Source organism: Mesorhizobium sp. M0587 (assembly GCF_040320945.1).
Classification (GTDB): domain Bacteria; phylum Pseudomonadota; class Alphaproteobacteria; order Rhizobiales; family Rhizobiaceae; genus Mesorhizobium.
The window spans coordinates 193,988-220,622 of sequence record NZ_JAMYQP010000009.1; the positions used below are offsets into that span (position 1 = coordinate 193,988).

The window sequence follows — 26,635 nt, forward strand, 5'->3', positions numbered from 1 at the left end:
CGCTTTGGGGCTTAGACGGCGAGCTTGCGGGCCGCGGTCTGCGTGCCCGCAAGCGAATCAAGGACCGCTTCGTATGGCGCCAGAGTACCCACGGGCCCGACAGCGGTAAGCGTCGGCTTGGTCGAGAACAGCCGCGACGACAGGTCGGTCAGTCGCTCGACCGTCAGCGCCGCCAGACGCTCCATCAGTTCCTCCTTGGCGATCGGCCGGCCGAAGAGCAGCAATTGCCGGGCAATCTGCGAAGCGCGGCTGGCCGGGCTTTCGGCCGACATGATCAGTCCGGCGCGATATTGGGCGCGAGCGCGGTCGAGCTCTTCCTGGAGGATGTTTTCCCCCACCTTCTGCAACTCGTCGATGATGACGGGCACCAGCTTGGCGATGTCGCTCTGCCCGGTTGCGGCGTGGACGCCGAAAATGCCGGTATCGGAGAAGCCCCAGTGGAAAGCATAGACGGAATAGCAAAGGCCGCGCTTCTCGCGGACTTCCTGGAAAAGGCGCGACGACATGCCGCCGCCGAGGATCATCGACAGCACCTGCGAGGCGTAGAAGTCGCGCACATGGTAGGCGCGGCCTTCGAAACCGAGCACGATCTGCGCGTCCATCAGGTCGCGATCCTCGCGGAAATCGCCACCGACATATTGCGCGTATTGCGGGATGGTGCTGTCGGCCTTGGCACGGAAGCCGCCGAGCTGCTTTTCGACCTCGCGCACGAACTTGTCATGCTTGATGTCGCCGGCAGCCACGATCACCATCCGCTCGGCGCCATACTGGCGTCCGATGAAATCGTGCAACTGCTTGGAGGTGAAGGATTTGACGGTTTCCGGCGTGCCCAGGATGGAGCGGCCGATCGTCTGGTGGCGAAACGCCGTCTCGGTGAACCGGTCGAAGACGATGTCGTCGGGCGTATCGTGCGCGGCGCCGATCTCCTGCAGAATGACGTGCTGCTCGCGTTCGAGCTCCTGCGGGTCGAATTCGGACTCCTGCAATATGTCGGCAAGGATGTCGACGGCCAGCGGCACGTCGTCGGACAGCACCCTTGCATAATAGGAGGTGGTCTCGACGCTGGTGGCGGCGTTGATCTCGCCCCCTACATCCTCGATTTCCGAGGCGATTTCGAAGGCGGTTCGCCGTTTCGTGCCCTTGAACGCCATGTGCTCGAGCAGATGGGCCATGCCATGCTCTTCGTCACGTTCGTTGCGGGCGCCGGACTTGACCCAGGCACCCAGGGCAACCGATTCGATGCTTGGAAGGGTTTCGGTCGCGACTGTCAGGCCGTTCGACAGACGGCTTACCTCAACACCCATATGGCTCGTACTCCCTAACGCGCCGCTCGCGCGTGGCGGCTGACGTAATCTTCCACCATTTTGAGGTCGGATGGAAGTACCGTGTATTTTTCATCAGCCGTCATCAACCCACCTAGCCATGCGGGCAGTGCGGGCGAGACGCCGCTGGCGGCCTCCACGGCGGCAGGAAATTTTGCCGGATGGGCGGTGCCCAGCACCACCATCGGCACGGCATTCGCGGCCTTGCCAGCCGCCACATGCACGGCCGCCGCCGTATGCGGATCAAGCAGGTAGTTGCTGGCGGCGAGCGTCGAGCGGATGGTGGAGGCGACCTCGTCCATATCAGCGCGGCCGGCGTCGAATTCGGTCCGCATTGCAGCGATTTCGGCGGCTTCGATGGTGAAGGCGCCGGACTGCTTCAGGCCCGCCATGTAGCGACGCACCGTCGCCGCGTCGCGGTTGGAGGCCTCGAACAGCAGGCGCTCGAAATTGGACGACACCTGGATGTCCATCGATGGCGAAGTGGTCGCAAAGACGCCCTTGGTGCGGTATTCGCCGGTCGCGAAGGTGCGCGCCAGGATATCGTTGTCGTTGGTGGCGATCACCAGCCGCTCGATGGGCAGGCCCATCTTCTTGGCGGCGTAGCCGGCGAAGATATCGCCGAAATTGCCGGTCGGCACCGTGAAGGATACCGGCCTGTCCGGCGCGCCGAGCGACAGCGCCGAGGAGAAATAGTAGACGATCTGGGCCATGATGCGGGCCCAGTTGATCGAATTGACCCCCGACAGCGCCACCCGGTCGCGGAAACCGTGGTCGTTGAACATGTCCTTGAGCAGGCCCTGGCAGTCGTCGAAATTGCCTTCGACCGCCAGCGCGTGGACGTTTTGCGCGCTCGACGTCGTCATCTGCCGCTGCTGCACCGGCGAGACGCGGCCATGCGGGAAAAGGATGAAGATGTCGGTGCGGCTGCGCCCGGCGAAGGCATCGATGGCCGCGCCGCCGGTATCGCCCGACGTGGCGCCGACAATGGTGGCGTGCTGGTCGCGTTCGGCGAGCACATGGTCCATCAGCCTGGCCAGCAACTGCATCGCCACGTCCTTGAACGCCAGCGTGGGTCCATGGAAGAGTTCGAGGATAAAAGTATTGGGGCCGGTTTGCACCAGCGGGCAGACGGCCTCGTGGCGGAAGGTGGCATAGGCCTCGCGTACCAAGCGTTCGAAGACCGGGGCCGCGATTTCGCCGCCGAGAAACGGCGTCAGCACGCGGATCGCAAGATCGGGATAGGCAAGGCCGCGCATGGCGCGGATCTCGGAAACGGAAAATTGCGGCCACTCGCGCGGCACGTAGAGGCCGCCGTCGCGCGCCAGGCCCGCCAGAACGGCGTCGGAAAAACCAAGCGCGGGCGCTTCCCCGCGGGTGCTCACATATTGCATCGTCATAGATCCATTACTGCTTGGCTTTTCCGTTCACCACAAGGTGGTTAATTTCTGCGCTCGCTCAGTCGCATTTTTGCCGCGCGGTTGATATACGTCACCAGCTTTGCGAGAGGGAAGTGCAGTTTCATGGCGTTTCATACATTCAGCGGTCGCTTTTTGGCGGGTCTTGCGCTCACCGGCTTTATGCTTGCCGCCGCCGGCTGCCAATCGGGCGACAATGGCATCCTGAACCTCGGCTTCGGCAAAAAGGATCCGACTGCGCCTCCGCCGCCGCAGGATCCCAAGGTGCTGGCCAGCCAGTTGCAGGCCTATTGCCCGAAGGTGGCGGTGCGCGACGGCACGGCATTCTTCAACACCTACGCCAAGACCGCCGCTCCGAAGCCGAAGAAAAAGGCCGATGTCACGCAGGACGTCCAGGCCGCGGCCGATGCGGCCGCCGCTCCGCCGGACGATTCGGCCAAGATCATCTACCAGGCGTCGATTTCCGACGTCACCCGCGATTGCAGCCGCGCCAACGGGCAACTGACGATGAAGATCGCGGTCGCCGGCAAGATCGTGCCTGGACCGATGTTCTCGCCCGGCACCATCACCATGCCGATCCGCACCGCCGTGATGCACGGCACCGAGGTGCTTTACTCGCAGCTTCACCAGCACCAGGTCCAGGTCACCGATCCTTCCGTCGCCACCCAGTTTGTCTTCACCGATTCCAGCGTCGTCGTGCCCGAGCCGACGGCGCAGGACTACCAGGCCTATGCCGGCTATGACGAGACCGCGCCGAAGGCGGACAAGCCGAAGAAGAATACCCACAGGAAGAAAGCCGCGGCGACGAACTGAGTCTCGGCATTGCCTGAGACGTGCGCCGCGTAGCGGGCGTCTCAGGCATCCGCCGACCACTCCGACAAGGCCGCGATCACGCTTTTCAGTTCCGCCCAGCGGCGGATCACCGTCTCGGCACCGGCCTCCGTCAACGCATCGGCGTGGCCGGGATAGCTGTGGCCGGCGCCGGTGAAGCCGATCACGCGCATTCCGGCCGCCCTGGCGCCGTGGACGCCGTGCACGGAATCCTCGATGACGAAAGTGTTCGCCGGGTCGGCGTTGAGCTTCTCCGCCGCGACCAGGAACACGTCGGGCGCAGGCTTGGTCTTCCCGGTCGGTGTTTCCTTCGCGGAAAAGATGCGCCCCTTGAAGAACGGCAGCAGATGCACCTTCTCCAGCATGAATTCGATCCGTTCGGAGCGTGAATTCGAGCAGATGCAGCACGGCGCCGTGACTGCGGCGACCGCCTCTCGCACGCCCTCGATGGCGCGCACGTCGCTGCGCAATTTGCGGTCGACCAGCTCTTCGGCGCGGTCGATCAGCGACACCTGGAAGGGGATAGTGGACTTCTCCTCGACCCGCATCATGATGTCCTTGAAGGTCAGTCCGGCGTAGGTCTCGGCGAGTTCCTCGGCCGATATTTCATATCCGGCCAAGGTCAGCAATTCCGCCTCGACCCGTGCGGCGATGATTTCGGAATCGACGAGCACGCCGTCGCAATCGAAGATGACAAGGTCTGGCTGGGGCATAGCAATCCGGGACATGGGAGGATGAGCGAGCCTCCACGGGCTCAGGCGGCGCGGCATACACCAACGGCCCGGTCTTCGCAAACCCGGCGGCCATCCTCAGCTCTTCACCGAATATTTACGCTGATCGGTAACCATAACAGTCAGTAAAAACAGTAACGCGTGCCTTGGGTGTCAGAATGTCTGCCGTGCGTCTTCTCGACGAGCTTTCCCACGCTCCCCAGCGATCCGAATGGCTGGACACGATCCTCAAGGGCGACTGCGTCGCGGCGCTCGACCGGCTGCCCGAAAAATCCATCGACGTCATCTTCGCCGATCCGCCCTATAACCTGCAGCTCGACGGTGATCTGCATCGCCCCGACCAGTCCAAGGTCGACGCGGTCGACGACGATTGGGACCGGTTCGAGAGCTTTGAGACCTACGACGCCTTCACCCGCGCTTGGCTGCTGGCGGCGCGGCGCGTGCTGAAGCCCAACGGCACTATCTGGGTCATCGGCTCCTATCACAATATCTTCCGGGTCGGCGCCAAGATGCAGGATCTGGGGTTCTGGATCCTCAACGACGTGGTCTGGCGCAAGACCAATCCGATGCCGAATTTTCGCGGCCGCCGCTTCCAGAACGCCCATGAGACGATGATCTGGGCCTCGCGCGACCAGAAGGGCAAGGGCTACACCTTCAATTACGAAGCGTTGAAGGCGTCGAACGACGACATCCAGATGCGCTCCGACTGGCTGTTCCCGATCTGCACCGGCGCCGAGCGGCTGAAGAACGACAATGGCGACAAGCTGCACCCGACGCAAAAGCCGGAAGCGCTGCTAGCCCGCATCATGATGGCCTCGACCAAGCCCGGCGACGTCGTGCTCGATCCCTTCTTCGGCTCCGGCACCACCGGGGCCGTGGCCAAGCGTCTCGGCCGCCACTTCGTCGGCATCGAGCGCGAGCAGGCCTATATCGACGCCGCCAACGAGCGCATCGACGCGGTGCGGCCGCTCGACGGCGCCGATCTCACCGTGCTGACCGGCAAGCGCGCCGAGCCGCGCGTTGCCTTCGTCAGCCTGATCGATACCGGGCTGGTGGCGCCGGGCGCGACGCTCTACGACGCCAAGAAGCGTTGGGCGGCCAAGGTCCGTGCCGACGGTACGGTGGCGATCGGCGACAGCGCCGGCTCGATCCATAAGATCGGCGCCGAGGTGCAGGGCCTGGACGCCTGCAACGGCTGGACCTTCTGGCATTATGAGCGCAGCGGCGGGCTCACCCCGATCGACGAACTGCGCCGCATCGCCCGGCTTGGCATGGAACGGGCAGGAGCCTGAGCCCCTGCCGTTCGTATCGTTGATGCAAAGCCTCAGGAAAACGCTGGAAGCGATTCAGATCACGCTCTGATTCCGAGGCGTTGAAGATCTGCCTGAAGTGTCTTGGCATCGGTGAACAGCACCGATTGCCAGCCGGCCGCCCTGGCGCCGTCGACATTCTTCTGGCTGTCGTCGATGAACAGCGTGGCGGATGGTTCGAGCCCGAACGCAGCCACGTGATGGTCGTAGATGTCGCGGTCCGGCTTGATCTTGCCGATCTCGCCGGAGATGGTGACGCCGCGCGGACGATCGAGGAAATCGAAGCGCTTGCGGGCTTCGGCCAGCGTGTCGGAGGCGAAGTTCGTCAGCATGGTCACGTCGTGGCCGCTGTCGATCAGGCCGACCATGATGGCGACGCTGTCGTCATAAGCGTGCGGCACCATGTCGTGCCAATGACGGCGGAAATTGCGGATGTTTTCCGCGTGATCGGGATGATCCGCGATCAGCAGCGCCTCGGCGTCTTCCCATTTCCGCCCGCGATCCTGCTCGATGTTCCAATCATGCGTGCAGACATTGTCGAAGAACCATTTCCGCTCCTTCTCGTCGGGAATCAGCCGGCTGAACGGAATGTTGGGATCGTAGTGGATCAGCACCCTGCCGATGTCGAAGACGATGTGGCGGATTTCAGTCATGGGGCCTCTTTGCACTGTGTGGCGACGGTTTCTTCGTCGCGCCGGGTATCGCAGCCTCGATTGCCTTTTTCATGACGGTCGGCAGCGCCTCCCCGGAAATCTCGTGGGCCAGCGACCAGAAATGCCCTTCTGGCGCACCGCCTTCGATGTGGGCATGAAAGACTTCGAGTTCGAGCGCGAAATGGGTGAAGACATGCCCGATCGTTCCGGCGCGCCGCCAGCCGGCCGCAAACGGCGCTGCCGCCTGCGTGGTCGCTCCGTCCGCCCGCGCCGTCCAGGCCGTGGTCGGCACCTCGGTCATGCCGCCGAGCAGGCCCTTTTCCGGCCGCTTGCGCAACAGGATGGCACCGTCGTCGCGCATGGCCACGAAAGCAGCACCACGCCGCAGCGGCTTGTCCGCCTTGGGCAGGCGGACCGGGAAACGCTCCGGATCGCCCGACAGGATCGCGCTGCAGCCCTCGCGCAGCGGGCACAGCATGCAGCGTGGCCGGCGCGGGGTGCAGATCGTGGCGCCAAGATCCATCATCGCCTGGGCGAAGTCGCCGGGCCTTGCCGCCGGCACCATGGGCTCGACATGGGCGCGTATCTCGGCCTTGGCTTCGCTGAGCGGCGTCGTGATCGAGAACAGCCGGGAAACGACCCGCTCGACATTGCCGTCGACAACGGCGGCACGGCGGTCGAAGGCGATCGCCGCAATCGCCGCCGACGTATAGGCGCCGATGCCGGGCAGGTCTTTCAAGCCGGCCTCGGTGTCGGGAAACCGGCCACCGCGCTGGGCGACGAGGTTGGCACAGGCCTTGAGATTGCGGGCGCGGGAGTAATAGCCGAGCCCCGCCCAGGCCTTCATCACGTCCTCGGTCGGCGCGGCGGCCAGTGCCTCGACATCGGGCCATTTCTCGACGAAGGCGCGGAAATAGGACTTTACCGCCTCGACCGTGGTCTGCTGCAGCATGACTTCGGACAGCCAGATACGATAGGGATCGGGCCGAACGCCGCGCGCGTGCTCGCTCGGGGCGACGCGCCAGGGCAGCTCGCGATGATGCGCGTCATACCAGGCCAGAAGGCGCGACGCCGTATCGTCGGGCATCGCTGTGCTGATCTGGGCCTTGCGGGTCTGGTCTGCTGGTGCCATTGATCTTGTGTTGGCCTGGCCGGTATCTGGTGAGGTCGTGGCTGGAGAACGTACATGGCAGGGAGAACGCCCTACGGCAATCCCGTCCCGGTGAGCGATCTTGCCACCAAAATCCTCGATCCGGTGTTGCGCAAGCGGGCCGGCATTTCGATCGGTCTCGTCCAGTCATGGGAAGAGATCGCCGGCCCACGGCTGGCCAGCCGCTCGCGCCCCGAAAAAATCCAATGGCCGCGCCGCATGCATGAAGACGATCCGTTCGAGCCGGCGGTGCTGGTCATCGCCTGCGAAGGCATGGCGGCGCTTCATCTCCAGCATGAGACCGGCGAGATCATCAACCGGGTCAATGCCTTCCTCGGCTTCAACGCTATCGGGCGCATCAGGATCGTGCAAAAACCGGTAATGTCGGACAAGGTGCGTCCGAAGCCTGCTCCAAGACCGCTGACCGAGGCCGAGAAAGCAAAGCTGTCCGGCACCGTCGCACTGATCGAGGATGATGGGCTGCGTGCCTCGCTGGAAAGGCTTGGCGCAACCATTTTGGGTGAAAGGAAGCCGAAAACCCCTTGATCGAAGTCATGGATTCGTCGTCGACATCTCGCATTCGTGATCGCCTCTGTCAGGTTTGGCGATTGGCTTGGGGATGGAGATGCCTTAATTCGCGCCAACTCTCGCTTTTTCGTGCCATTGCATTGCAAAATCCAACCCTTGTCAGGTGATTCGTATGAACCGTCCCCCGTTTGGCAAAAGTCTGTCTCGCAGAAACGTCCTGTCTTCGCTGGCCGCCATTCCCGCGGTGGCCCTGCTCGCCGCCTGCAGCGACTCCAGCGAGGAGGCCAAGGCGGCGGACGTGAAACCCGCGTCTCCAGCGACCCCTGCGACACCGGCAACGCCGGCCGCGGCCAAGGCGCCGGAAGCGCAAGGCACGGTCGACGTGGCGGAATTGATGAAGCCGGGCGCGCTGCCCGACAAGCAACTCGGCAAGGACGACGCCAAGGTCACCATCGTCGAATACGCTTCGATGACCTGTCCGCACTGCGCGCATTTCGCCGAGACCACTTTTCCGGAACTGAAGACGAAGTACATCGACACCGGCAAGGCCCGTTACATCCTGCGCGAATTCCCGTTCGATCCGAGCGCCGAGGCCGGTTTCATGCTGGCGCGTTGTGCCAAGGACAACTATTTCCCGATGGTCGACGTCTTGTTCCGGCAGCAGGCCAACTGGGTTGGCGTCTCCAACACCAAGGATGCGCTGTTGCAAATCTCGAAGCTTGCTGGTTTTACACAGGAGTCATTCGAGGCCTGCTTGACGGACCAGAAACTTCTGGACGATGTGAGATCGGTCCAGAAGCGCGGCGCCAATGAATTCAAGGTCGACTCGACGCCGACCTTCTTCATCAACGGTAAGACCTACAAAGGGGCGATGTCGATTGAGGAAATGTCGGCAATCATCGACCCTCTGCTCTGACGCTCGTTCAGCGCCGAAGCGGCAGCATTCGGCGCTGGCGGCCGTTTCGTCTTGCCGCGGAGTCACGCCGCAAAACGGCGGAACGCTTTTGCGGAACCCGGTGACAGGGCGGCGTGAATGAAGTTTTCGCGCCTTCGCCTCCTCGGTTTCAAGTCCTTCGTCGAGCCCGGCGAGTTCGTCATCGAACGCGGCCTGACCGGTATTGTCGGGCCGAACGGCTGCGGCAAGTCGAACCTTGTCGAGGCGCTGCGCTGGGTGATGGGCGAAAGCTCCTACAAGAACATGCGCGCGTCCGGCATGGACGACGTCATCTTTTCCGGTTCTGGCACCCGCCCGGCGCGCAACACCGCCGAAGTGACGCTTTTTCTCGACAACAGCGACCGCTCGGCGCCCGCCGCCTTCAACGACGCGGATGAATTGCAGGTGTCGCGCCGCATCGAGCGCGAGGCCGGCTCGCTTTACCGCATCAACGGCAAGGAAGCCCGCGCCAAGGACGTGCAGCTTCTGTTCGCCGACCAGTCGACCGGCGCGCGCTCGCCATCGATGGTCGGGCAGGGCCGTATCGGCGAGCTGATCCAGGCCAAGCCGCAGGCGCGGCGCGCCCTGCTGGAAGAGGCGGCGGGCATTTCGGGCCTGCATACACGGCGCCACGAGGCCGAACTGAGGCTGAAGGCGGCGGAGCAAAATCTCGAACGGCTGGACGATGTCGTCGGCGAGCTGGAAAGCCAGATCGAAAGCCTCAAGCGCCAGGCGCGCCAGGCGTCCCGCTTCAAGAACCTGTCGGCCGACATCCGCAAGGCCGAAGCGACATTGCTGCATCTGCGCTGGACGCTGGCCAAGACCCAGGAAGGCGAGGCGCGTTCGGCTCTGGCCGTCGCCACGGCGCTGGTCGGCGACCGCGCCGCGGCGCAAATGAACGCGGCCAGGGAGCAAGGGATCGGCGCTCACCGTTTGCCTGACCTTCGCGATGCGGAAGCCGCCGCCGCCGCTGCCTTCCAGCGTCTGTCCATCGCCAGGTCGCAGATCGAGGAGGAGGCCGGGCGCATCCGCAGCCGCCAGGCGGAACTCGAGCGCCGGTTGCAGCAGCTCGACGGCGACATCGCCCGCGAGGAGCGGATGGTGCGCGACAATGCCGACGTCCTCGAACGCCTGCGTACCGAAGAGGCGACGCTGAATTCCGAGAACGCCGGCGCCGCCGAGCGCGAGGCCACCACCCGGGCCGTCTTCGAACAGGCTGCCTCGACGCTGTCGCAAAGCGAGGCAAGACTGGCCGCGCTGACCGCCGAGCGAGCCGAAGCCGCCGCCTCGCGCCACCAGATCGAGCGCACCTTGCGCGAGACCGCCGAGCGCCGCGACCGCTTCGCCCGCCAGCTCGCCGAGGTCGACCGGGAATTGTCCGACATCCTCTCCAAGGTGGCCGGCCTGCCGGATCCGGCCGAAAAACGGGTTCTGGTCGAACAGGCCATGGCGCTGCTGGAGGAAGCCGAGGCTGCCGTGTCGCAGGCCGAGCAGTCGGTTGTCGATGCTCGCGTCCTTGAAAGCGCTGCCCGGCCGCCGCTTCAGGACGCCAGGGCCGAGCTGGCGCGGATCGAGACCGAAGCGCGCACGCTGGCCAAGATCCTCAACGCCGCCAGCGGCGATCTCTTTCCTTCAGTGCTGGAGCAGATCAGCGTCGAGCGCGGCTTCGAGACGGCGCTGGGCGCGGCGCTTGGCGAAGATCTCGACGTGCCGCTCGACCGCAGCGCGCCGGTCCATTGGGGCGGGAGCGAAATCCAGTCCGGTGACGCCGCGCTGCCAGAAGGCATCAAAAGCCTTGCCAGCGTGGTTCGCGCCCCGGTGCAGCTTGCCCGCCGCCTGGCGCAGATCGGCATTGTCGAGGCCGCGGACGGCAGTCGGCTGCAGGCGCTGCTGGCGCCTGGCCAGAGACTGGTCAGCCGCGAGGGCGCTCTCTGGCGCTGGGACGGCCTTGCCGCCAGCGCCGATGCGCCGACCGCGGCCGCCCAGCGGCTGGCGCAGAAGAACCGGCTGGCCGAACTCGATGCCGAGGCCGTGCAGGCGACGCTCGTCCTGCGCCAGGCCGAGGAGGCGCTGGCACAGGCCGAGCAGGCGCTCCGCCTGGCAAGCGAGACCGAGCGGAACGCACGCCAGGCCGGTCGCGACGCCCAGCATCGGCTCGACGCCGCCCGTGACGCGCTGGCCGAGGCCGAGAAGGCCGGCGGCGAATTGTCGAGCCGGCGCGCCGCACTGGACGAGGCGCGCGCCCGCATCGTCGACAGCCATGAAGAGACGTCGGCGGCGTTCGTCGAGGCCGAAATGCTTTTGCAGGACGCGCCCGATCTCGGCGACTTGCAATTGCAGCTCGAACAGTCCTCGGCCAATGTCGCGCGCGACCGCGCCGCGCTTGCCGATGCGCGTGCCGTCCATGAAGGGTTGCGGCGCGAGGCCGAGGCCCGCACGCGCCGGCTCGATGCCATTGGCGCCGAGCGCAGCAACTGGCAGGAACGTGCCGAAAACGCCTCCACGCAGATCGCATCGCTCGGTGAACGCAAGGCCGAGGCCGAGGCCGAACGCGAGAGACTGGCCGATGCTCCCGACGAAATCGACGCCAAACGGCGCGCATTGCTGTCGCAGCTCACCGAGGCCGAGACCTTGCGCAAGGCGGCCGCCGACCGTTTGCAGGAGGCCGAGAGCAGGCAGGCCGAACTGGACAAGGCGGCCACCGGTGCCATCCAGTCGCTGGCCGAGGCCCGCGAGACGCGTGCCCGCACCGAGGAACGGCTGACCGCGGCCGACGAACGCCGGCTGGAAGTCGAGGCGCGCATCCAGGAAACGCTGAACACGCCTCCACATCTGGTCATCCGCCACACCGGCCTGGAGGCCGACGACGCGATGCCTGAGATGCCCGAGATCGAGCGCCAGCTCGACCGGCTGAAGATCGAGCGCGAGCGGCTCGGCGCCGTCAACCTGCGTGCCGAGGAGGAGCAGAAGGAGCTTTCCGACCGGCTGGAGGCGATCGTTTCGGAGCGCGAGGACATCATCGAGGCGATCCGCAAGCTGAGACAGGCGATCCAGAGTCTCAATCGCGAGGGCCGCGAGCGGCTGCTGGCCGCCTTCGATGTGGTCAACAGCCATTTCCAGCGGCTGTTCTCGCATCTGTTCGGTGGCGGCACGGCGGAATTGCAGCTGATCGAATCCGACGATCCGCTCGAGGCGGGACTTGAAATCCTCGCTCGCCCGCCCGGCAAGAAGCCGCAGACCATGACGCTTCTATCGGGCGGCGAGCAGGCGTTGACGGCGATGTCGCTGATCTTCGCGGTGTTCCTGACCAACCCGGCGCCGATCTGCGTGCTCGACGAAGTCGATGCGCCGCTCGACGACCACAATGTCGAGCGTTTCTGCAATCTCATGGACGAGATGTCCAGGACCACCGAGACGCGCTTCGTCATCATCACGCACAACCCGATCACCATGGCGCGCATGGACCGGCTGTTCGGCGTGACCATGGCCGAGCAGGGCGTCAGCCAGCTGGTGTCGGTCGACCTGCAAGCCGCCGAGGCGATGCGCGAGGCGAGCTGACGCGCCGGCCCGTCTAGAAATAAGTTCTCGGCGCGACTAGGTTCTTCTGCTGGCGAAGATAGAAACAATAGAAGCCGAATGCAGCAGCGAACCACATGAAGGCCTCGCCGATCGACAGCCGGTTGTTCGAATTGCTGAGGATGGTGATGGCGAAGAAGACCAGCGTCGAGATGTAGCAGGACCATGCGGCCGGAGCGATAAGCTTGGCCCGCATGGCCAGCAGGACCTGCCTGGACGACCAGGTGTAGAGAAATACGAAGAACGCCAGCCCGACCACGCCGTAGCGCACGGCTATTTCCAGATAGCCGTTGTGGAAGACGTTGAAGATCATGGGATGATAGGTCCTGTCCTGCCATTCGGTGAGCCAGCTGGAACTGGCTCCCAGGATCGGGTGGCGTTTCCAGACCTCGATCGCATCGGCCCACAACATCAGCCGTTCCCTGGCCGCAAGCGGAACCGTATCGCTGGCGATGGCGCGGTCGAAGGCCGGCAGGATGCCATGGCTCAAAACATCCGAAATCAAGCTCTTGACGAAGACCATGGTGTCGCCGGCAGTCGACCAGAAGATGCTTTGCGTGGCGACGACGCCGGCTGCCACGATCGCCAGCACGCCGCCCCCGACGATCAGCTCGCGGCGATGACCCCTCGCCAGGGTCATGACCGCCAACAGCAGCAGGACGAGCGCGAGCGCAAGCCAGACGCCTTTTGATCGCAGCGCAATGATGTTGACCAGGGCAAGCAGGAGCACGGCTGCCGACAGCGCCCAGTGCAGGCTCCTGGTTGCGGTGTTCAGGTCCGTTCTATGGGCCGTGTATGCCATGAATTGCAGCGTACACAGGAAGATGAAGCCAGCCGCCACCGACGCGTGAATGGGATTGTTGAAAAGCCACGGCTCCGGTTTGATGCCGTGAAATATGTCCGAATAGCCGGTGTCCGCCGCCAGGAAGACGAGACTGAGGATCATGAACCCGAGGACGAACCGCGCGGGCCGCCTGACAAACAGCAAGAGGGCGAAGCCGGTCGTCGCATAAAACATCGGAAACAGGTAGATGCCTTCGGCGGCACCCAACTGATGGGTGCCGAAATAGACGATCGCCAGTCGGATGAAGACATAGAACGACCAACCCAGGCACAGAACGCCGACCCATCCGATCAGCGGTTTGCTGTAGGTCCATAGATCCAGCCTGAACCAGCGGATGGCTGCGGCCAGGGCGAGGGCAATCCCCGCATAGCGATAGGTGTCGGCCTCACGCCAGACCGAGGACACCAGGGCGAAAACGGCGAGTGCCGCAAGCAACAGAAGCAAGGTGCTGCGCGGCGCGTCGTCCTTGGCGTAGTCAGGGGTTTCCCGCGGCAAGGGCGGAGGGAGGAGGACGTGATGCAGGCGGCTCAGTTCGTCCCTGGCCCGCAACGCCACGGCGCTCCAGCGGCTCGGCCAGGCAAGCCTTGCGAATTTGTAGCTGCCCGAGGGACCGGCTATGCCCGAGGTCTCACTGCTCTTGGCGAAGCCAAGCACGTTTTGGCGGACCGAATAGACCTTCAGGCCGGCAGCCCAAAATCGCTCGATCGCGACGTCCCACGGCATTTTCATCACCGCGAGCGCCGACAACAGCCCCCGCGCGCCCTCCCTCGTCACCAGATAGGCGGCGGCCGAGCCTTGCGGGCCATGCAGCGCGCGACCGATCTCGTCGCCTTCGGTCGTCTCGAGGGCGCGCATGAAAAAGCTCATGCGGTGGTTGTTCAGCTTGATGACGTCGAAATCCGGGACCGCCGCGATGATGGCCTCGATGCGCCGCATGGTGTTTTCGCTGAAGAGGACATCGTCCTCGACAATCAGGCCATGGGCGCCGCCACCGGCCAGGAAGGTTTCCAGCGCCTTGATATGGCTGCGGTAACAGGCATACTCGCCGGGCAGAATGGCGCGCCCGCTTAGCTTGCGCGCGGCCGGAAGATCGATCTCCGTCCATTCCTCTTTGGCGAGGGCGCTGCCGTCGATGGCGGCAATGCGCTGAAAGCTCAGGCCGGCCGCTTCGGCGCTGGCAAGCAATTCGCTCCAGCGACCGGTCTCGCGATCGAGGTTGATGGCGAAGATAGGAAGGTTCATCGAAGTTCCATCTTGGAGCGCCACCCCTCTTGGCCGAATCTTCGACGACCTTGTATGGAAAAGAGAGAGATGTTCAAGGCGATTCAGACCACTTGCAATGAGCGGCCGCGCTCGGCATGGCCTGGCCGGCGCTGCACGCCGTCACCAGGCAGCTACCCGGTATGCCCGATCTCGGATTATCCATTTTACTAGGCCGTTGGTATCAAGGCCGGAAGAGGGGTCCTTCCTCTACAACTTTCGGCATAATTTCATCGACGCGCTTCGCCGGGCTGAGTTTCTGGATCAACAATTCGGGCTTTTGGTCAGTCACAAGGCCCATCCGATGACCGAACAATACGGAACATTGCCCCAAGGCATGTTGCGCCAGCGCGTCGAGATGATTGAGACGGTGGCGTATGCGAGGCTACGCCTGAAGCACCTATAATCCTACAGCGTGGTGTCCGTTTAAACGCAAGGGGCTACGGAATTCGCTTCGAGAACACCTTTCCAATGCCGACCACCGCGTAGGACAACCAGCCGATCACATGTCCGAAGAAATAGATGCAAAGCCCCAAATATGTAAGCAATGCAACCATAAATAACTTCTCACCGGACGAGACATTCGTCACGAAGCCATGGGGCAACATGTCTGAAATCCATCCAAAGCGAAGTCCCCAGCTGCACCCCAATTGACCACACATCGAGTAGGCACTCAGCACCGTTGCGCCAAACCATCCGATCGAAATCGCTATAAAACTGATCCACGAATAACGTTGATCCCGAATGAAGCCGTAGACTGAAATCGCCTTCGCGAAAGTGAGTCCTATTGAGGCGAGAACAGAAAAAAAGATTGAGATTAGAAGACTCATGTTCCACCCGCGTGGCTAAAATATTGAAGATACAACTGGGCCCTTTACGAAAGGTTCGGCCAAGCCTTCAATTTTTAGGTACGTCGAAGGAAATTTCAGAAAGCCGCTCCACGCATTCCGTTACGCGACCGAGTCGGGGTGTATGAGCGACCGTGCCGTAGTTTTGCTTTGTCGGGTAGGTCGCACTTTTAAGGCCCAGGCACTCGGCACTTCGGCGCGTCGCTGGACCACCGGCGGGGAATTGCCGCCGCTGCGCTATGCCTCCCGGCTATGGGGTTGGCGCTATTAAGCGCCGCAGTTGCAGTGTGGACCCCGTGCCCTTCCCGAGTGAGATGGATGGCTGGGGCGCCAGGATTCGAACCTGGGAATGTCGGTACCAAAAACCGATGCCTTACCACTTGGCGACGCCCCAACAGCCGGCACATGTCCGCTGCGCGCGGCCTTATAAGACGAGCCGGTGGAAAGCTCAATGCTGGAGGTTGCGACATTCCGGCTGATCACCACGCCTGGTCTACTCGCTCCAGACGGCCAGCTCGTTGCCGGCCGGATCGACAAAGTGGAAGCGTCGGCCGCCGGGGAACGCGAAGATCGACTTGACGATCGTGCCGCCGGCACTTTCGACCGCGGCGAGGGTTTTCTCCAATTCCCTGCTGTAGAGCACGGGCAATGGCTTGGCCGGCGCTTCCGCGGCATCGGCCTGAAAGCCTCCGTCCAGGCCCGCGGCAAAGGCCGAATAGGTCGGCCCATAATCGGTGAACGACCAGGCGAAGGCGGCGCTGTAGAAAGCCTTCAGCCGGTCCAGCGTTCCACCGGTCGCGGGCATTTCCAGATAGTCGAGTTTTCCGGACAGTTTCATGGAAGCCTCATTTGTTCATGTTATGTTCTAAACCAAAACTCCGGAAATAGCAAGTCTTTTTGCCGCACTCCCGGACATGGCTTTCCCTTAATCGATTGTAGCGGCCGGCGGGCTTTGCGACGCCTTGCCTTTCGCAGTGCAGCATCATATCGCTCCAAGGTAGGACACGGCGGAATATCGTTTCGCCAATCTTTCCAATCTCCTGCAACCGGAGAGCAGGCATGACCAAATGGGTTTTCACCTTTGGCGATGGCGCGGCGGAAGGCCGTGCCGGCGACAGGAACCTGCTGGGTGGCAAGGGTGCCAATCTGGCCGAGATGTGCAGCCTGGGCCTGCCGGTGCCGCCGGGCTTCACCATCACCACCGAGGTCTGCAATGCCTTCTACGCCAATGGCCGCACCTATCCGGCCGGCCTGGAAGCCGATGTCGCGGTCGCGCTCGATCATATCGGGCGCCTGACCGGCCGCCGGTTCGGCGATCCGTCGAAGCTGCTCCTGGTGTCGGTGCGTTCGGGGGCCCGCGCATCGATGCCGGGCATGATGGACACCGTGCTCAATCTCGGCCTGAACGACGAGACGGTCGAGGCGCTGGCCGCCGATTCCGGCGATGCGCGCTTTGCCTATGACAGCTACCGCCGTTTCATCCAGATGTACTCCGACGTCGTCATGGGCCTCGATCACGAGGTGTTCGAGGAAATCCTCGAGGACCAGAAGGCCAGCCTCGGCCATGAGCTCGACACCGAGCTGACGGCCATCGAATGGCAAGGCGTGATCGCGCTCTACAAGGCCAAGGTCGAGGAGGAGCTCGGCAGGCCGTTCCCGCAGGATCCGCACGAGCAGCTCTGGGGCGCGATCGGCGCGGTGTTTTCGAGTTGGATGAACAACCGCGCAATCACCTATCGGCGTCTGCATGATATCCCCGAAAGCTGGGGCACGGCGGTCAACGTCCAGGCCATGGTGTTCGGCAATATGGGCGAAACCTCGGCCACCGGGGTCGCCTTCACCCGCAATCCATCGACCGGCGAAAAGCAGCTCTACGGCGAGTTCCTGGTCAACGCGCAGGGCGAGGATGTCGTCGCCGGGATCCGCACGCCGCAGAACATCACCGAGGCCGCCCGCATCGGCGCCGGCTCGGACAAGCCGTCCTTGCAGAAGCTGATGCCGGACGCCTTCCAGTCCTTCGTCACCATCTCCGACAGGCTGGAAAAGCACTACCGCGACATGCAGGACCTCGAATTCACCATCGAGCGCGGCAAATTGTGGATGCTGCAGACCCGGTCCGGCAAGCGCACCGCCAAGGCCGCGCTCAGGATCGCCGTCGAGATGGCAAGGGATGGCCTGATCACGAAGGAGGAGGCCGTCGCCCGCATCGATCCCGCCTCGCTCGACCAGTTGCTGCACCCGACCATCGACCCGAAGGCGGCGCGCGACGTCATCGGCGTCGGCCTGCCGGCATCGCCCGGCGCGGCGACCGGCGAGATCGTCTTTTCCTCCGCCGATGCCGAGGAACTGAAGACGCAAGGGCGCAAGGCGATCCTGGTGCGCATCGAGACCAGCCCCGAAGACATCCACGGCATGCACGCGGCCGAGGGCATCCTGACCACGCGCGGCGGCATGACCAGCCACGCGGCCGTCGTGGCGCGCGGCATGGGCAAGCCTTGCGTGTCGGGCGCCGGCTCGCTGCGCGTCGACTACAAGGCCGGCACGCTGATCTCGATGGGGCAGATCTTCCGCAAGGGCGACATCATCACCATCGACGGCGGCAACGGCCAGGTGCTCAAGGGCGCCGTGGCCATGCTGCAGCCGGAACTTTCGGGCGATTTCGCCGCCATCATGGAATGGGCCGACGCGGCGCGGCGCATGAAGGTGCGCACCAATGCCGAAACACCGCTCGATGCGCGCATGGCGCGCTCCTTCGGCGCCGAGGGCATCGGGCTTTGCCGCACCGAGCACATGTTCTTCGACGGCGCCCGCATCGTCGCCATGCGCGAGATGATCCTGGCCGACACCGAGAAGGATCGCCGCACGGCCCTCGCCAAGCTCCTGCCCATGCAGCGTTCGGATTTCCTCGAACTGTTCGAGATCATGGCCGGCCTGCCGGTGACGATCCGCCTGCTCGACCCGCCGCTGCACGAATTCCTGCCCAAGACCGAGGCCGAAATCGCCGAGGTTGCCGCCGCCATGAATGTCTCGCCCGGCAAGCTTCGGCAGCGCACCGAGGCGCTGCACGAATTCAACCCGATGCTCGGCCATCGCGGCTGCCGGCTGGCGGTCTCCTATCCCGAGATCGCCGAGATGCAGGCGCGCGCCATTTTCGAGGCCGCCGTCGAGGCCGGCAAGAAAGCCGGCGCCCTGGTGGTGCCAGAGATCATGGTGCCGCTGGTCGGTCTCGCGAAGGAACTCGACTACGTCAAGGCGCGCATCGATGCGGTCGCCAAAAGCGTCATGGACGAGACCGGCGTCAACATCGAATATCTGACCGGAACCATGATTGAGCTCCCCCGCGCGGCGATCCGCGCCCATATCATCGCGGAATACGCCGAGTTCTTCTCCTTCGGCACCAACGACCTCACCCAGACCACCTTCGGCATCTCGCGCGACGATGCCGCCTCGTTCCTGGAGACCTACCGCCAGAAGGGCATCATCGAGCAGGATCCGTTCGTCTCGCTGGACATAGACGGCGTCGGCGAACTGGTGCGCATGGCCGCCGAAAAGGGCAGGAAGACGCGGCCGGCCATCAAGCTCGGCATCTGCGGCGAACACGGCGGCGATCCGGCGTCGATCCGTTTCTGCGAGGAGGTCGGGCTCGATTATGTCTCCTGCTCGCCCTACCGCGTGCCGATCGCCAGGCTGGCGGCCGCGCAGGCGGCGGTGCGGGGTAGCAAATGAGAGGGCGCGAACACGAGGCTTAGGCCCGGATCAAGGCTTACGGTTTCCTATGCAAGTTCACGCGAACGTGCTGGAAGAATCGGCTAAACTCGACATTATTTTAGCCCAATTCGCGAATAAGCCGAAATTACCCCCGCAAAAAACAGACGCTGTAGACCCGTGCCGTTCCAATCGATCTTGATCATTCAAACGAAGTATATCGGCGACATTGTTCTCGTCTCGCCACTCGCCAAGAACCTGCTGCTCGAATTCCCAGGCGCCAAGATCGTGCTTCTCTGCGAGGCTCAACTCGAGAGCTTCGTGATCGAGCACGGCATCGCTTCCGATGTGGTGACGTTCAGGCGGTCCCGCATGCGCGGCACGCCGCTGGAGCGCGCAAAAGAACTCTATGGGGTAGTGCGGGCGCTGCGCCGCTTCCGCTTCGACCTGACGATCGACGTGACCGATTCCAAGACCTCGCGCATACTCAGCGGGCTGGTCAACGCAACGACCCGTGTCGGCTACAATCCCACCGAGCGTCCCTTGCGGCTGCTGGAGAGGCAGCCCGCCAACGTGTTTGCCAAACCGTACGGTTTTGGTGGCCAGCACTTCGTCTACCGCTATCTCTCGCCGCTTGAAGCGCTTGGCGTCGATTTGCGCGTGACGGTGCCGGACATTCAGCCGCTGCCGGCTGAGACCGCGAAAATGTCGGCGCTTCTGGACAAGCACGATCTCCATCCGAACGCCTTCATCGCCGTGCATGCCGGCGCCAGTTTCAAGGGCCGACGATGGCAGCCCGAACGGTTCGCCGCGGCGATCGACGAGATCGCCGGAGAGACCGGATTGGGTGTCGTCCTAGTGGGAGGGCCGGACGAACGCGAGACCGCCGGACAGATCCTGGCCAACACGAAGTCGCCGGTTGTCGACCTTGTCGGAGCGCTGTCGCTCGGCAGCCTGCTGGCCGTGCTGAAACAGGCCAGGCTGTTTCTCGGCAACGAGAGCGGCCCGATGCATATGGCCGCTGCCGTGGGCACGCCGGTGGTCGGGCTTTTCGGTTTGACGAATCCGGCGCGCTGGGGGCCTGTCGGCGTGCCCAGCATTGCGCTGCGGCCGCCGATGCCATGCGAGTGCGTTGCCAAGGACTTGTGCCGCTGGCCGGACCCCAGCAGGGTGTGCTGCGTCTGGCGTGTGGAGGTCAAGCCCGTTGTCGACGCGGTTCGCGAGGTCCTTGCGCGCACCGATTTGAAGCGGGAGCGCGCCGTCTGAGCCCCGCCCGGCCAGGGGCGACCGTTCAGGGCTGTCGTCGGATGGTTCTTTCACCAAGTGGACGGTCAAATCGCCGCGCCGGGCATTTTCCTGCTAGGCACCGTCCCGATTTCCGCCTTGATGCGGGTCTTGTGGTACCCACCTGAAATCACCGGCCACGGAATTCGTTTGATGCGCCTGCTGCGAAAATATCTCTGGGCGGTCGCCATGTCGTTGGCCGTGGCAGCGGGCGGCCATGCCGCGCCGCTGGTCGAGCCGATTTTGCACATCAAGCCCGATGCCAGCGGAGCCGGCCGCGTCGCGCTGACGCTCGATGCCTGCGGCGGACGGACCGACACCCGGATCCTCTCGGCGCTGGTGGAAAACAAGATCCCCGCCACCATTTTCGTCACCGGCATCTGGCTCAAGCGGAACGCCGCGGCCGTCGCGATCATGCGGGCGCATCCGGAGCTGTTCGAGCTGGAAAATCATGGCGGCCGGCATATTCCTGCGGTCGACACGCCTCAGAAGATCTACGGCATACGCAGCGCCGGCAGCCCGCAGGCCGTGCTGGCCGAGGTCGAATCGGGTGCCGCGGCTCTTGCCGGGACCGGCGAGCCGGCGCCGAAATGGTTTCGTGGCGCCACCGCCGAATACAGCCCCGCGGCAATCGCAATGATCCGCAAGCTCGGCTTCAAGATCGCCGGCTTCTCGATCAATGGCGACGGCGGTTCGCTGCTTGGCGCCAGGGAAACCACCCGGCGCATCGCCGCGGCCAAGGACGGTGACGTCATCATCGCCCACATCAACCAGCCGACCCATGCCGCCGGCGAGGGCGTGGTGCAAGGCCTGCTCGCGCTCAAGGACAAGGGCATGACCTTTGTGCGGCTCGACGATGCCGACGGGTTCGGCAACAACGGCACCACCGACTGAAACGCCGCCGGGGTGCCTTCAAGCCAGGCGCTCAGTCCGGCTTGGCTTCGATGCTGACCTTGCTGGCGTAGAACGCGCCGTGGTCGCGTATCTCGGCCATTTCGTCGAAAGGCCGCCGATAGGCCCACATCGCGTCCTTGCCCGCCTCTCCGGCAGGCAGCACGCTCCAATAGCTCGCATCGCCCTTGTAGGGGCAATGGGTCTGATGCTCCGTGGCACGGAGTTTGCCGAAATCGATATCCGCGAACGGGATGTAGAAGGCCGCGGGATAGGGAGCCTCGGTCAGCACCTTGGCTTTTCCGGACGAGGCGATGACCGTATCGCCGGCGCGCACGGTGACAGTGCCGGCATACGGCTCGATGGTGATGATCTTGTCGGGATTGCGCTGGAAGCCGGGTGCCGGGTTGGCGATCTTGTCCATGCTGGTTCCTCCTTTGCCCGACCTTAAGGTGTGGCGGACAGGTGGATTGCGCAAGACCCGTTGTCGCTGAAAACGGAAGCCGTTTCCCAGGCTCTGCCGATCGCGCCTTTGCGCGTCCGCCGAGGTTCAGGCGGCGGTCTTGAATGCGTCCATCAGTCCCGCATAGGCGGCCGCGATGCCTGCCACCGGATTGCTGCTTCTCGAAACGGTCTCGACTTTCAGCGAGCCGCCGCCGGTCGGCAGGGTGAGCAGCAGGAACTGGCGGTTGCCGCCGTCGCCGACGGATGCGGCCGCGACGTGCTGGCCTTCGCCGTCGCTCTGGACGCACATCTTGAACAGCAGCGTGCCGCCGACCGCTTCAAGCGCGCCGCCGACGACTTCAACGAATTCATCTTCGGAAACAGCCTTCGTGTCCGGCTCCAGATCGACCAGGCTTTCGGCAAGCGTACTCTCGAGGGTTTTGTCGTCGAGCTGCGCGTTCATGCGAACCTCTTTCAGTCGCCAATCGCACCCCTTTGCCCGTTAACGAAACTTAACGCCGACGATGGCCGGATTGTGGCGGTTTTCCCGGTCATTTCGACCAATACGGCGCCGAATTGGTGGATGGCTGGACAATCCGCCGGTTCGCTTCACAATGGAAGAAAAAGCACGACTTAAAAAACAGGGAGGAACGAGATGCTGGGGCTGATGCAGGAATGGCCGCTGCTGTGCCACAAGCTCATCGACAACGCCGAACGGCAGCATGGCGTGCGCGAAATCGTGTCGCGCTCGATCGAGGGACCGATCGTGCGCACCACCTATGCCGACATCCATCGCCGTGCTCTCAAGGTCGCCCAGCGGCTGGAACGCGACGGCTATCGCCTGGGCGACCGCATCGCCACGCTGGCCTGGAACACCGCGCGCCATATCGAGGCCTGGTACGGCATCATGGGCATCGGCGCGATCTATCATACGCTCAATCCGCGCCTGTTCCCCGAGCAGATCGTCTGGATCATGAACCATGCCGAGGACAAGACCGTCTTCGTCGACCTGACCTTCATGCCGCTGCTCGAGAAGATCGCCGGCGCCGTCAAATCGCTGAAACAGGTGATCGTGCTGACCGACAAGGCGCACATGCCGGCGACGACCCTGCCCAATGTTGTCGCCTACGAAGACTGGCTCGACGAGGCCGATGGCGATTTCGCTTGGAAGACCTTCGACGAAGGCACCGCCGCCGGCATGTGCTACACGTCGGGGACGACCGGCGATCCCAAGGGCGTCGTCTACAGCCACCGCTCGAACGTGCTGCATGCCATGATCGCCGCCATGCCCGACGCGATGGGCCTGTCGTCGCGCGACACCATCCTGCCGGTCGTGCCGATGTTCCATGCCAATGCCTGGGGCCTTGGCCAGAGTGCGCCGATGATCGGCACCAAGCTGGTCATGCCCGGTTGCAAGATGGACGGCGCCTCCATCTATGAATTGCTCGACACCGAGAAAGTGACCTTCAGCGCCGCCGTGCCGACCGTGTGGATGATGCTGCTGCAGCATCTGGAGGAGACCGGCAAGACGCTTCCCCACCTGAACAAGGTCGTCATCGGCGGTTCGTCCTGCCCGCGCGCGATCATGACGAAATTCCAGGACAATTACGGCGTCCAGGTCATCCATGCCTGGGGCATGACCGAAATGTCGCCGCTCGGCACGCTGTGCACCTTGAAGCCGGAATATGCTGGGCTCGAGGGTGAGGCACGGCTCGATGTTCAGGGCAAGCAGGGCTATCCGCCCTTCGGCGTCGAAATGAAGGTCACGGACGACGACAACAATGCGCAACCCTGGGACGGCAGGACGTTTGGCCGGCTGAAGGTGCGCGGGCCCGCCGTCGCCCGCGCCTATTATGGCGGCGCCGCGCCGGAGCAGTTCGACGAGGATGGCTGGTTCGACACCGGAGACGTCGCCCACATCGACGCCGGCGGCTACATGCAGATCACCGATCGCGCCAAGGACGTCATCGGCGGTGAATGGATTTCGACCAGCGACCTGGAAAACCTGGCCGTCGGCCACCCGGACGTCGCGGAAGCGGCGGCCATCGGCGTCCAGCATTCGAAGTGGGGCGAGCGGCCATTGCTGGTGATCGTCGCCAAGCCGGGCAAGGAGCCGAGCAAGGCTGACATACTCGGCTTCATGGACGGCAAGGTGGCCAAATGGTGGATGCCCGACGATGTCGCCTTCGTCGGCGAGATACCGCATACCGCCACCGGCAAGATCCAGAAGATAACCTTGCGCCAGCAGTTCAAGGACTACCGTCTGCCGACGGATTGACGGAACGTTGCGGTTTCGGCTTCAACCCGCCGTCAAAAGGTTCTAAGTCTCCGTTCGGGTTGGGCAGCGCAGAGAATAATGGTCAGCATTCCGGAACGGCAAACCTCGAAGGCGGCCGGATGGTCGCGCCGCACCGCCGCCTTTTCGGCCGTGCTCTTGCTGACCGTCTTCGCCGGCCATTATCTCGGCCTCGTCGAGACGCCGGTATTCCTGTGGGTGCTGGCGATCGTCGGGCTGCTGGCGGCGCTGGCGCTGCTGTTTGCCGCCTTTGCGTTTTCGAGGCTGTGGAATTTCGGCGATCGCGGCGGCCATGACATCGCTGTCGCCGTCTTGCTGGCGCTGCTGGTGCTTTCCCCCTACGGCGTTGCCGTCTATTGGGCCGCAACTTTTCCGCCGCTCCGCGACATCTCGACCGATTTCGACGATCCGCCCGTGCTCGACGTCGGCGACCGGACGAAGGACATGAACGTGCTTTCCCCGTCGACGCCAGGCGAACAGCGGCTGCAGACTGAAAGTTATCCGCTGGTCACCGCCCGCAGCTACGACCTGCCGTTCGAGACCGTCGTCAATGCCGTCGAAACCGTGCTCGACCGGCGCAACTGGGATCTTTCCGAACCTTATCCCGAGCTCGCCGGGCAAAGCGAAGTGACCATTACCGCCGTCGCCCGGAGCTTCGTGCTCGCCCTGCCCGCCGACGTGGCGATCCGCGTGACCGACGACGGCGATACCGTCATCGTCGACATGCGGTCGGCCTCGCGCTACGGCCGTCACGACCTTGGCGACAACGCCGCGCGCGTCACCGACTTCCTGGCGGAACTGGACCAGGAAGTCGCCGGCCAGGTTGGCGCGGCCACCGCCGAGTAGCTCCGTCGAACCGCCTAAGGCGCAGGCGTGAAGATGCCGTCGATGGCCGGGTCGCCTTGGGTAGCGACCATGCCGCGCGCCACAAGGTCCTCCAGATGGGCAAGCACCGACAGTCCGGCTGCACCATGCAGCCGCGGGTCGGTATCCCTGTAGATCGCCATGACCATGGCTGGGATGGTGCGGTCGCCGGCCCTGACCCGCTCCAGTATGGCCCGCTCGCGCATCTTGCGATGCGTCTTCAGCCCGCGCATGAAATCGCGCGGCGCCGTGACCGGTCCGCCATGGCCGGGCAGCAGCAGGCGGTCGCCGCGTTCGATCAGCCGGTCCAGCGACGCCATGTAATCGGCCATCGCCCCGTCCGGCGGCGCGACTATGGACGTCGCCCACGCCATCACGTGATCGGCCGAAAACAGGATGCCGGTCCCTTCCAGCGCGAATGCCGCGTGGTTGGCGGTGTGGCCGGGGGTCAAGACAGCGCGGATCGCCCAGCCGTCGCCGTCGACCACCGTGTTGTCCGGCAGCGTGATGTCGGGAGCGAAAGCGGTGTCGGCGCTGGCGTCGAGCGCATTGACCTCACCGGTATGCAGGGGTCTTGCCGGCCGGTGCGGGCCTTCCGCCAGCACTGTGGCGCCGGTGCGCTCCTTCAGCTTTGCCGCCAGCGGGGAATGGTCACGGTGCGTGTGGCTGACGAAGATATGGCTGACCGGCCGGCCGGCGATCACGCCGAGCAGCGTCTCGAGATGCGCATCGTCATCAGGACCCGGATCGATCACCGCGAGCGCGTCGCGCCCGACGACATAGCTGTTGGTGCCGTGAAAGGTGAACGGGCTCGGGTTTTGGGCCGTGACGCGCCGCACGCCAGGGGCCACGTTCACCCCTTGGCCGTAGCTGGGGTCGAAACTGGTGTCGAATTTGAGAGCCATGGTGTCGGCGCATTGTTCCGGTGGACGGCAAAACTGATTGCCGCATAGCACGCGAGCCAATATAGGAAAACGCAAGACCGCGATCATCGGATGGCGGCAAATCGGATTGGGGAAGAACCATGGCAACTGCAACGACGATGCGCCCGCTTGTTTCTCTGGCTCTGCCGCAGGAGAGTGCGGCCCGCCTCGCGACACAGTTTTTGCTGGCGATCGGCGGTACGCTGCTGCTGGCCTTGTCGGCCAAGACCAAGGTGGTGCTGGGGCCTGTCGACATTTCCATGCAGACGCTCGCCGTCCTGCTGATCGCCGCCGCCTTCGGCATGCGCCTTGGCGTCGCCACCTTGCTGCTCTACATGGCGGAGGGCGCGATGGGCTTTCCGGTCTTCCAGGGCACGCCCGAAAAAGGCGTTGGCATTGCCTACATGCTCGGCTCGACAGGCGGCTATCTCGCCGGCTTCGTGGTCATGGCGGCAATCGTCGGCTGGGCCGCCGATCGCGGCTGGGATCGCCATCCAATCAAGCTTTTCAACGCCATGCTGGTTGCCGAGGTGGTGATGATGGCGATGGGCTTTGCCTGGCTGGCGCTGCTCATCGGCCCGGAAAAATCCTGGCAGTTCGGCGTCGTGCCGTTCATCGTCGGCGATCTCATTAAGGTTGCGCTCGCGGCAAGCCTGGTTCCGGCCGTCTGGTCGTTGCTGAAGCGCTCCTGAGATTTGAGGACATCCCGGGGCCGAATTTGTCGACCGTGAACTATCCGCAAGCCGTTGATGTGGCATGTTGATTGAGGCAGAGAGCGGCTTTGGAATTGCAAGAGTAGCGGTTTATGGGGGCTGTTTTCCTG

The 26,635-nt window shown here is 63.9% G+C and carries 22 protein-coding genes and 1 tRNA gene; 11 read left to right on the top strand and 12 right to left on the bottom strand.

Translation table 11 applies throughout. The features are described 5' to 3' along the window. Positions 1-11: 11 nt before the first annotated feature. Both NKI49_RS11575 and thrC read right to left on the bottom strand, forming a co-directional pair. Positions 12-1,304 carry a M16 family metallopeptidase gene (locus NKI49_RS11575; protein WP_352598683.1) on the bottom strand — a complete coding sequence of 431 codons (1,293 nt, stop codon included), beginning with the start codon at positions 1,302-1,304 and terminating at the stop codon, positions 12-14. A gap of 14 nt (positions 1,305-1,318) precedes the next feature. Beyond that, entirely contained in the window at positions 1,319-2,716 is a 1,398-nt protein-coding gene (thrC, locus tag NKI49_RS11580; RefSeq protein WP_352598682.1) for a threonine synthase, read from the bottom strand. Positions 2,717-2,845: 129 nt separating this feature from the next. Here thrC and NKI49_RS11585 point away from each other — a divergent pair, with 129 nt between their 5' ends. Continuing rightward, the gene (locus tag NKI49_RS11585) at positions 2,846-3,553 is read left to right on the top strand and encodes a hypothetical protein (protein WP_352598680.1); all 708 of its coding nucleotides are present in this window, start codon (positions 2,846-2,848) and stop codon (positions 3,551-3,553) included. Between the two features lie 41 nt (positions 3,554-3,594). Here the strand turns inward: NKI49_RS11585 and NKI49_RS11590 are convergent, their stop codons facing one another. Next, positions 3,595-4,284 (bottom strand): HAD family hydrolase, encoded by a 690-nt coding sequence (locus NKI49_RS11590; RefSeq protein ID WP_352598679.1) that lies wholly within the window; start codon positions 4,282-4,284, stop codon positions 3,595-3,597. A 176-nt stretch (positions 4,285-4,460) separates the two neighbouring features. Between NKI49_RS11590 and NKI49_RS11595 the strand changes: the two genes are divergently transcribed. Then, the gene (locus tag NKI49_RS11595; protein ID WP_352598678.1) at positions 4,461-5,594 is read left to right on the top strand and encodes a site-specific DNA-methyltransferase; all 1,134 of its coding nucleotides are present in this window, start codon (positions 4,461-4,463) and stop codon (positions 5,592-5,594) included. Positions 5,595-5,653: 59 nt separating this feature from the next. Here NKI49_RS11595 and NKI49_RS11600 read toward each other — a convergent pair whose 3' ends face one another. Together NKI49_RS11600 and mutY are read right to left on the bottom strand one after the other, a co-directional pair. After that, complete coding sequence (locus NKI49_RS11600; protein WP_352598677.1) at positions 5,654-6,265, bottom strand: HAD family hydrolase; 612 nt, start codon at positions 6,263-6,265, stop codon at positions 5,654-5,656. Then, positions 6,258-7,397 (bottom strand): A/G-specific adenine glycosylase, encoded by a 1,140-nt coding sequence (gene mutY / locus NKI49_RS11605; protein ID WP_352598676.1) that lies wholly within the window; start codon positions 7,395-7,397, stop codon positions 6,258-6,260. The genes NKI49_RS11600 and mutY overlap by 8 nt, the downstream gene beginning before the upstream one ends. Positions 7,398-7,451: 54 nt before the next feature. On the opposite strand from mutY, the gene NKI49_RS11610 reads away from it, so the two are divergent. The 3 genes from NKI49_RS11610 (at position 7,452) to smc (ending at position 12,435) form a co-directional block, all read left to right on the top strand. After that, positions 7,452-7,961: a DUF721 domain-containing protein gene (locus NKI49_RS11610; protein WP_352598675.1), complete on the top strand. Its 510-nt coding sequence runs from the start codon at positions 7,452-7,454 to the stop codon at positions 7,959-7,961. 154 nt (positions 7,962-8,115) lie between these two features. Then, positions 8,116-8,859: a DsbA family protein gene (locus NKI49_RS11615; protein ID WP_352598674.1), complete on the top strand. Its 744-nt coding sequence runs from the start codon at positions 8,116-8,118 to the stop codon at positions 8,857-8,859. A 117-nt stretch (positions 8,860-8,976) separates the two neighbouring features. Next, positions 8,977-12,435 carry a chromosome segregation protein SMC gene (gene smc / locus NKI49_RS11620; protein ID WP_352598673.1) on the top strand — a complete coding sequence of 1,153 codons (3,459 nt, stop codon included), beginning with the start codon at positions 8,977-8,979 and terminating at the stop codon, positions 12,433-12,435. A 13-nt stretch (positions 12,436-12,448) separates the two neighbouring features. On the opposite strand, the gene NKI49_RS11625 is transcribed toward smc, so the two are convergent. The 4 genes from NKI49_RS11625 to NKI49_RS11640 form a co-directional block, all read right to left on the bottom strand. Further along, on the bottom strand, positions 12,449-14,539 hold the full coding sequence (locus NKI49_RS11625) for an O-antigen ligase family protein (protein WP_352598672.1): 2,091 nt from the start codon (positions 14,537-14,539) through the stop codon (positions 12,449-12,451). Positions 14,540-14,997: 458 nt separating this feature from the next. After that, positions 14,998-15,387, bottom strand: a complete 390-nt coding sequence (locus NKI49_RS11630; RefSeq protein ID WP_352598671.1) for a hypothetical protein — start codon at positions 15,385-15,387, stop codon at positions 14,998-15,000. Between the two features lie 337 nt (positions 15,388-15,724). Beyond that, positions 15,725-15,799 (bottom strand) — tRNA-Gln (locus tag NKI49_RS11635). A gap of 99 nt (positions 15,800-15,898) precedes the next feature. Continuing rightward, positions 15,899-16,243 carry a VOC family protein gene (locus NKI49_RS11640; protein ID WP_027022915.1) on the bottom strand — a complete coding sequence of 115 codons (345 nt, stop codon included), beginning with the start codon at positions 16,241-16,243 and terminating at the stop codon, positions 15,899-15,901. Positions 16,244-16,464: 221 nt separating this feature from the next. Here NKI49_RS11640 and ppdK point away from each other — a divergent pair, with 221 nt between their 5' ends. The 3 genes from ppdK to NKI49_RS11655 all read left to right on the top strand — a co-directional run bounded on the left by ppdK (position 16,465) and on the right by NKI49_RS11655 (position 21,288). Then, positions 16,465-19,131, top strand: coding sequence for a pyruvate, phosphate dikinase (gene ppdK / locus NKI49_RS11645; protein WP_352598670.1), 2,667 nt, complete (start codon positions 16,465-16,467; stop codon positions 19,129-19,131). A 177-nt stretch (positions 19,132-19,308) separates the two neighbouring features. Beyond that, positions 19,309-20,376 carry a glycosyltransferase family 9 protein gene (locus NKI49_RS11650; protein WP_352598669.1) on the top strand — a complete coding sequence of 356 codons (1,068 nt, stop codon included), beginning with the start codon at positions 19,309-19,311 and terminating at the stop codon, positions 20,374-20,376. Positions 20,377-20,547: 171 nt separating this feature from the next. Further along, a complete protein-coding gene (locus tag NKI49_RS11655; protein WP_352598668.1) occupies positions 20,548-21,288 on the top strand; it encodes a polysaccharide deacetylase family protein in 741 nt (246 codons plus the stop codon). A gap of 31 nt (positions 21,289-21,319) precedes the next feature. Here NKI49_RS11655 and NKI49_RS11660 read toward each other — a convergent pair whose 3' ends face one another. After that, on the bottom strand, positions 21,320-21,709 hold the full coding sequence (locus NKI49_RS11660; RefSeq protein WP_352598667.1) for a DUF427 domain-containing protein: 390 nt from the start codon (positions 21,707-21,709) through the stop codon (positions 21,320-21,322). Between the two features lie 126 nt (positions 21,710-21,835). After that, positions 21,836-22,192 (bottom strand): hypothetical protein, encoded by a 357-nt coding sequence (locus tag NKI49_RS11665; RefSeq protein WP_352598666.1) that lies wholly within the window; start codon positions 22,190-22,192, stop codon positions 21,836-21,838. 192 nt (positions 22,193-22,384) lie between these two features. Between NKI49_RS11665 and NKI49_RS11670 the strand changes: the two genes are divergently transcribed. After that, positions 22,385-24,007 carry a fatty-acid--CoA ligase gene (locus tag NKI49_RS11670; protein ID WP_352598665.1) on the top strand — a complete coding sequence of 541 codons (1,623 nt, stop codon included), beginning with the start codon at positions 22,385-22,387 and terminating at the stop codon, positions 24,005-24,007. Positions 24,008-24,085: 78 nt separating this feature from the next. Next, positions 24,086-24,871, top strand: coding sequence for a DUF1499 domain-containing protein (locus NKI49_RS11675; RefSeq protein ID WP_352598664.1), 786 nt, complete (start codon positions 24,086-24,088; stop codon positions 24,869-24,871). A 14-nt stretch (positions 24,872-24,885) separates the two neighbouring features. On the opposite strand, the gene NKI49_RS11680 is transcribed toward NKI49_RS11675, so the two are convergent. Further along, complete coding sequence (locus NKI49_RS11680) at positions 24,886-25,794, bottom strand: MBL fold metallo-hydrolase (RefSeq protein WP_352598663.1); 909 nt, start codon at positions 25,792-25,794, stop codon at positions 24,886-24,888. A gap of 119 nt (positions 25,795-25,913) precedes the next feature. On the opposite strand from NKI49_RS11680, the gene NKI49_RS11685 reads away from it, so the two are divergent. Further along, positions 25,914-26,504: a biotin transporter BioY gene (locus NKI49_RS11685; protein ID WP_352598662.1), complete on the top strand. Its 591-nt coding sequence runs from the start codon at positions 25,914-25,916 to the stop codon at positions 26,502-26,504. Positions 26,505-26,635 lie beyond the last annotated feature (131 nt).

Bases quoted from the DNA above. Each gene is read 5' to 3' on its own strand.
- NKI49_RS11590 (WP_352598679.1), bottom strand. From the start codon at position 4,284: ATGCCCCAGCCAGACCTTGTCATCTTCGATTGCGACGGCGTGCTCGTC.
- NKI49_RS11675 (WP_352598664.1), top strand. From the start codon at position 24,086: ATGGTCAGCATTCCGGAACGGCAAACCTCGAAGGCGGCCGGATGGTCG.
- NKI49_RS11610 (WP_352598675.1), top strand. From the start codon at position 7,452: ATGGCAGGGAGAACGCCCTACGGCAATCCCGTCCCGGTGAGCGATCTT.
- NKI49_RS11655 (WP_352598668.1), top strand. From the start codon at position 20,548: ATGCGCCTGCTGCGAAAATATCTCTGGGCGGTCGCCATGTCGTTGGCC.
- NKI49_RS11665 (WP_352598666.1), bottom strand. From the start codon at position 22,192: ATGAACGCGCAGCTCGACGACAAAACCCTCGAGAGTACGCTTGCCGAA.
- NKI49_RS11660 (WP_352598667.1), bottom strand. From the start codon at position 21,709: ATGGACAAGATCGCCAACCCGGCACCCGGCTTCCAGCGCAATCCCGAC.
- NKI49_RS11670 (WP_352598665.1), top strand. From the start codon at position 22,385: ATGCTGGGGCTGATGCAGGAATGGCCGCTGCTGTGCCACAAGCTCATC.
- NKI49_RS11625 (WP_352598672.1), bottom strand. From the start codon at position 14,539: ATGAACCTTCCTATCTTCGCCATCAACCTCGATCGCGAGACCGGTCGC.
- mutY (WP_352598676.1), bottom strand. From the start codon at position 7,397: ATGGCACCAGCAGACCAGACCCGCAAGGCCCAGATCAGCACAGCGATG.
- thrC (WP_352598682.1), bottom strand. From the start codon at position 2,716: ATGCAATATGTGAGCACCCGCGGGGAAGCGCCCGCGCTTGGTTTTTCC.
- NKI49_RS11640 (WP_027022915.1), bottom strand. From the start codon at position 16,243: ATGAAACTGTCCGGAAAACTCGACTATCTGGAAATGCCCGCGACCGGT.
- NKI49_RS11630 (WP_352598671.1), bottom strand. From the start codon at position 15,387: ATGAGTCTTCTAATCTCAATCTTTTTTTCTGTTCTCGCCTCAATAGGA.
- NKI49_RS11600 (WP_352598677.1), bottom strand. From the start codon at position 6,265: ATGACTGAAATCCGCCACATCGTCTTCGACATCGGCAGGGTGCTGATC.
- NKI49_RS11615 (WP_352598674.1), top strand. From the start codon at position 8,116: ATGAACCGTCCCCCGTTTGGCAAAAGTCTGTCTCGCAGAAACGTCCTG.
- NKI49_RS11585 (WP_352598680.1), top strand. From the start codon at position 2,846: ATGGCGTTTCATACATTCAGCGGTCGCTTTTTGGCGGGTCTTGCGCTC.
- smc (WP_352598673.1), top strand. From the start codon at position 8,977: ATGAAGTTTTCGCGCCTTCGCCTCCTCGGTTTCAAGTCCTTCGTCGAG.
- ppdK (WP_352598670.1), top strand. From the start codon at position 16,465: ATGACCAAATGGGTTTTCACCTTTGGCGATGGCGCGGCGGAAGGCCGT.
- NKI49_RS11575 (WP_352598683.1), bottom strand. From the start codon at position 1,304: ATGGGTGTTGAGGTAAGCCGTCTGTCGAACGGCCTGACAGTCGCGACC.
- NKI49_RS11595 (WP_352598678.1), top strand. From the start codon at position 4,461: ATGTCTGCCGTGCGTCTTCTCGACGAGCTTTCCCACGCTCCCCAGCGA.
- NKI49_RS11680 (WP_352598663.1), bottom strand. From the start codon at position 25,794: ATGGCTCTCAAATTCGACACCAGTTTCGACCCCAGCTACGGCCAAGGG.
- NKI49_RS11685 (WP_352598662.1), top strand. From the start codon at position 25,914: ATGGCAACTGCAACGACGATGCGCCCGCTTGTTTCTCTGGCTCTGCCG.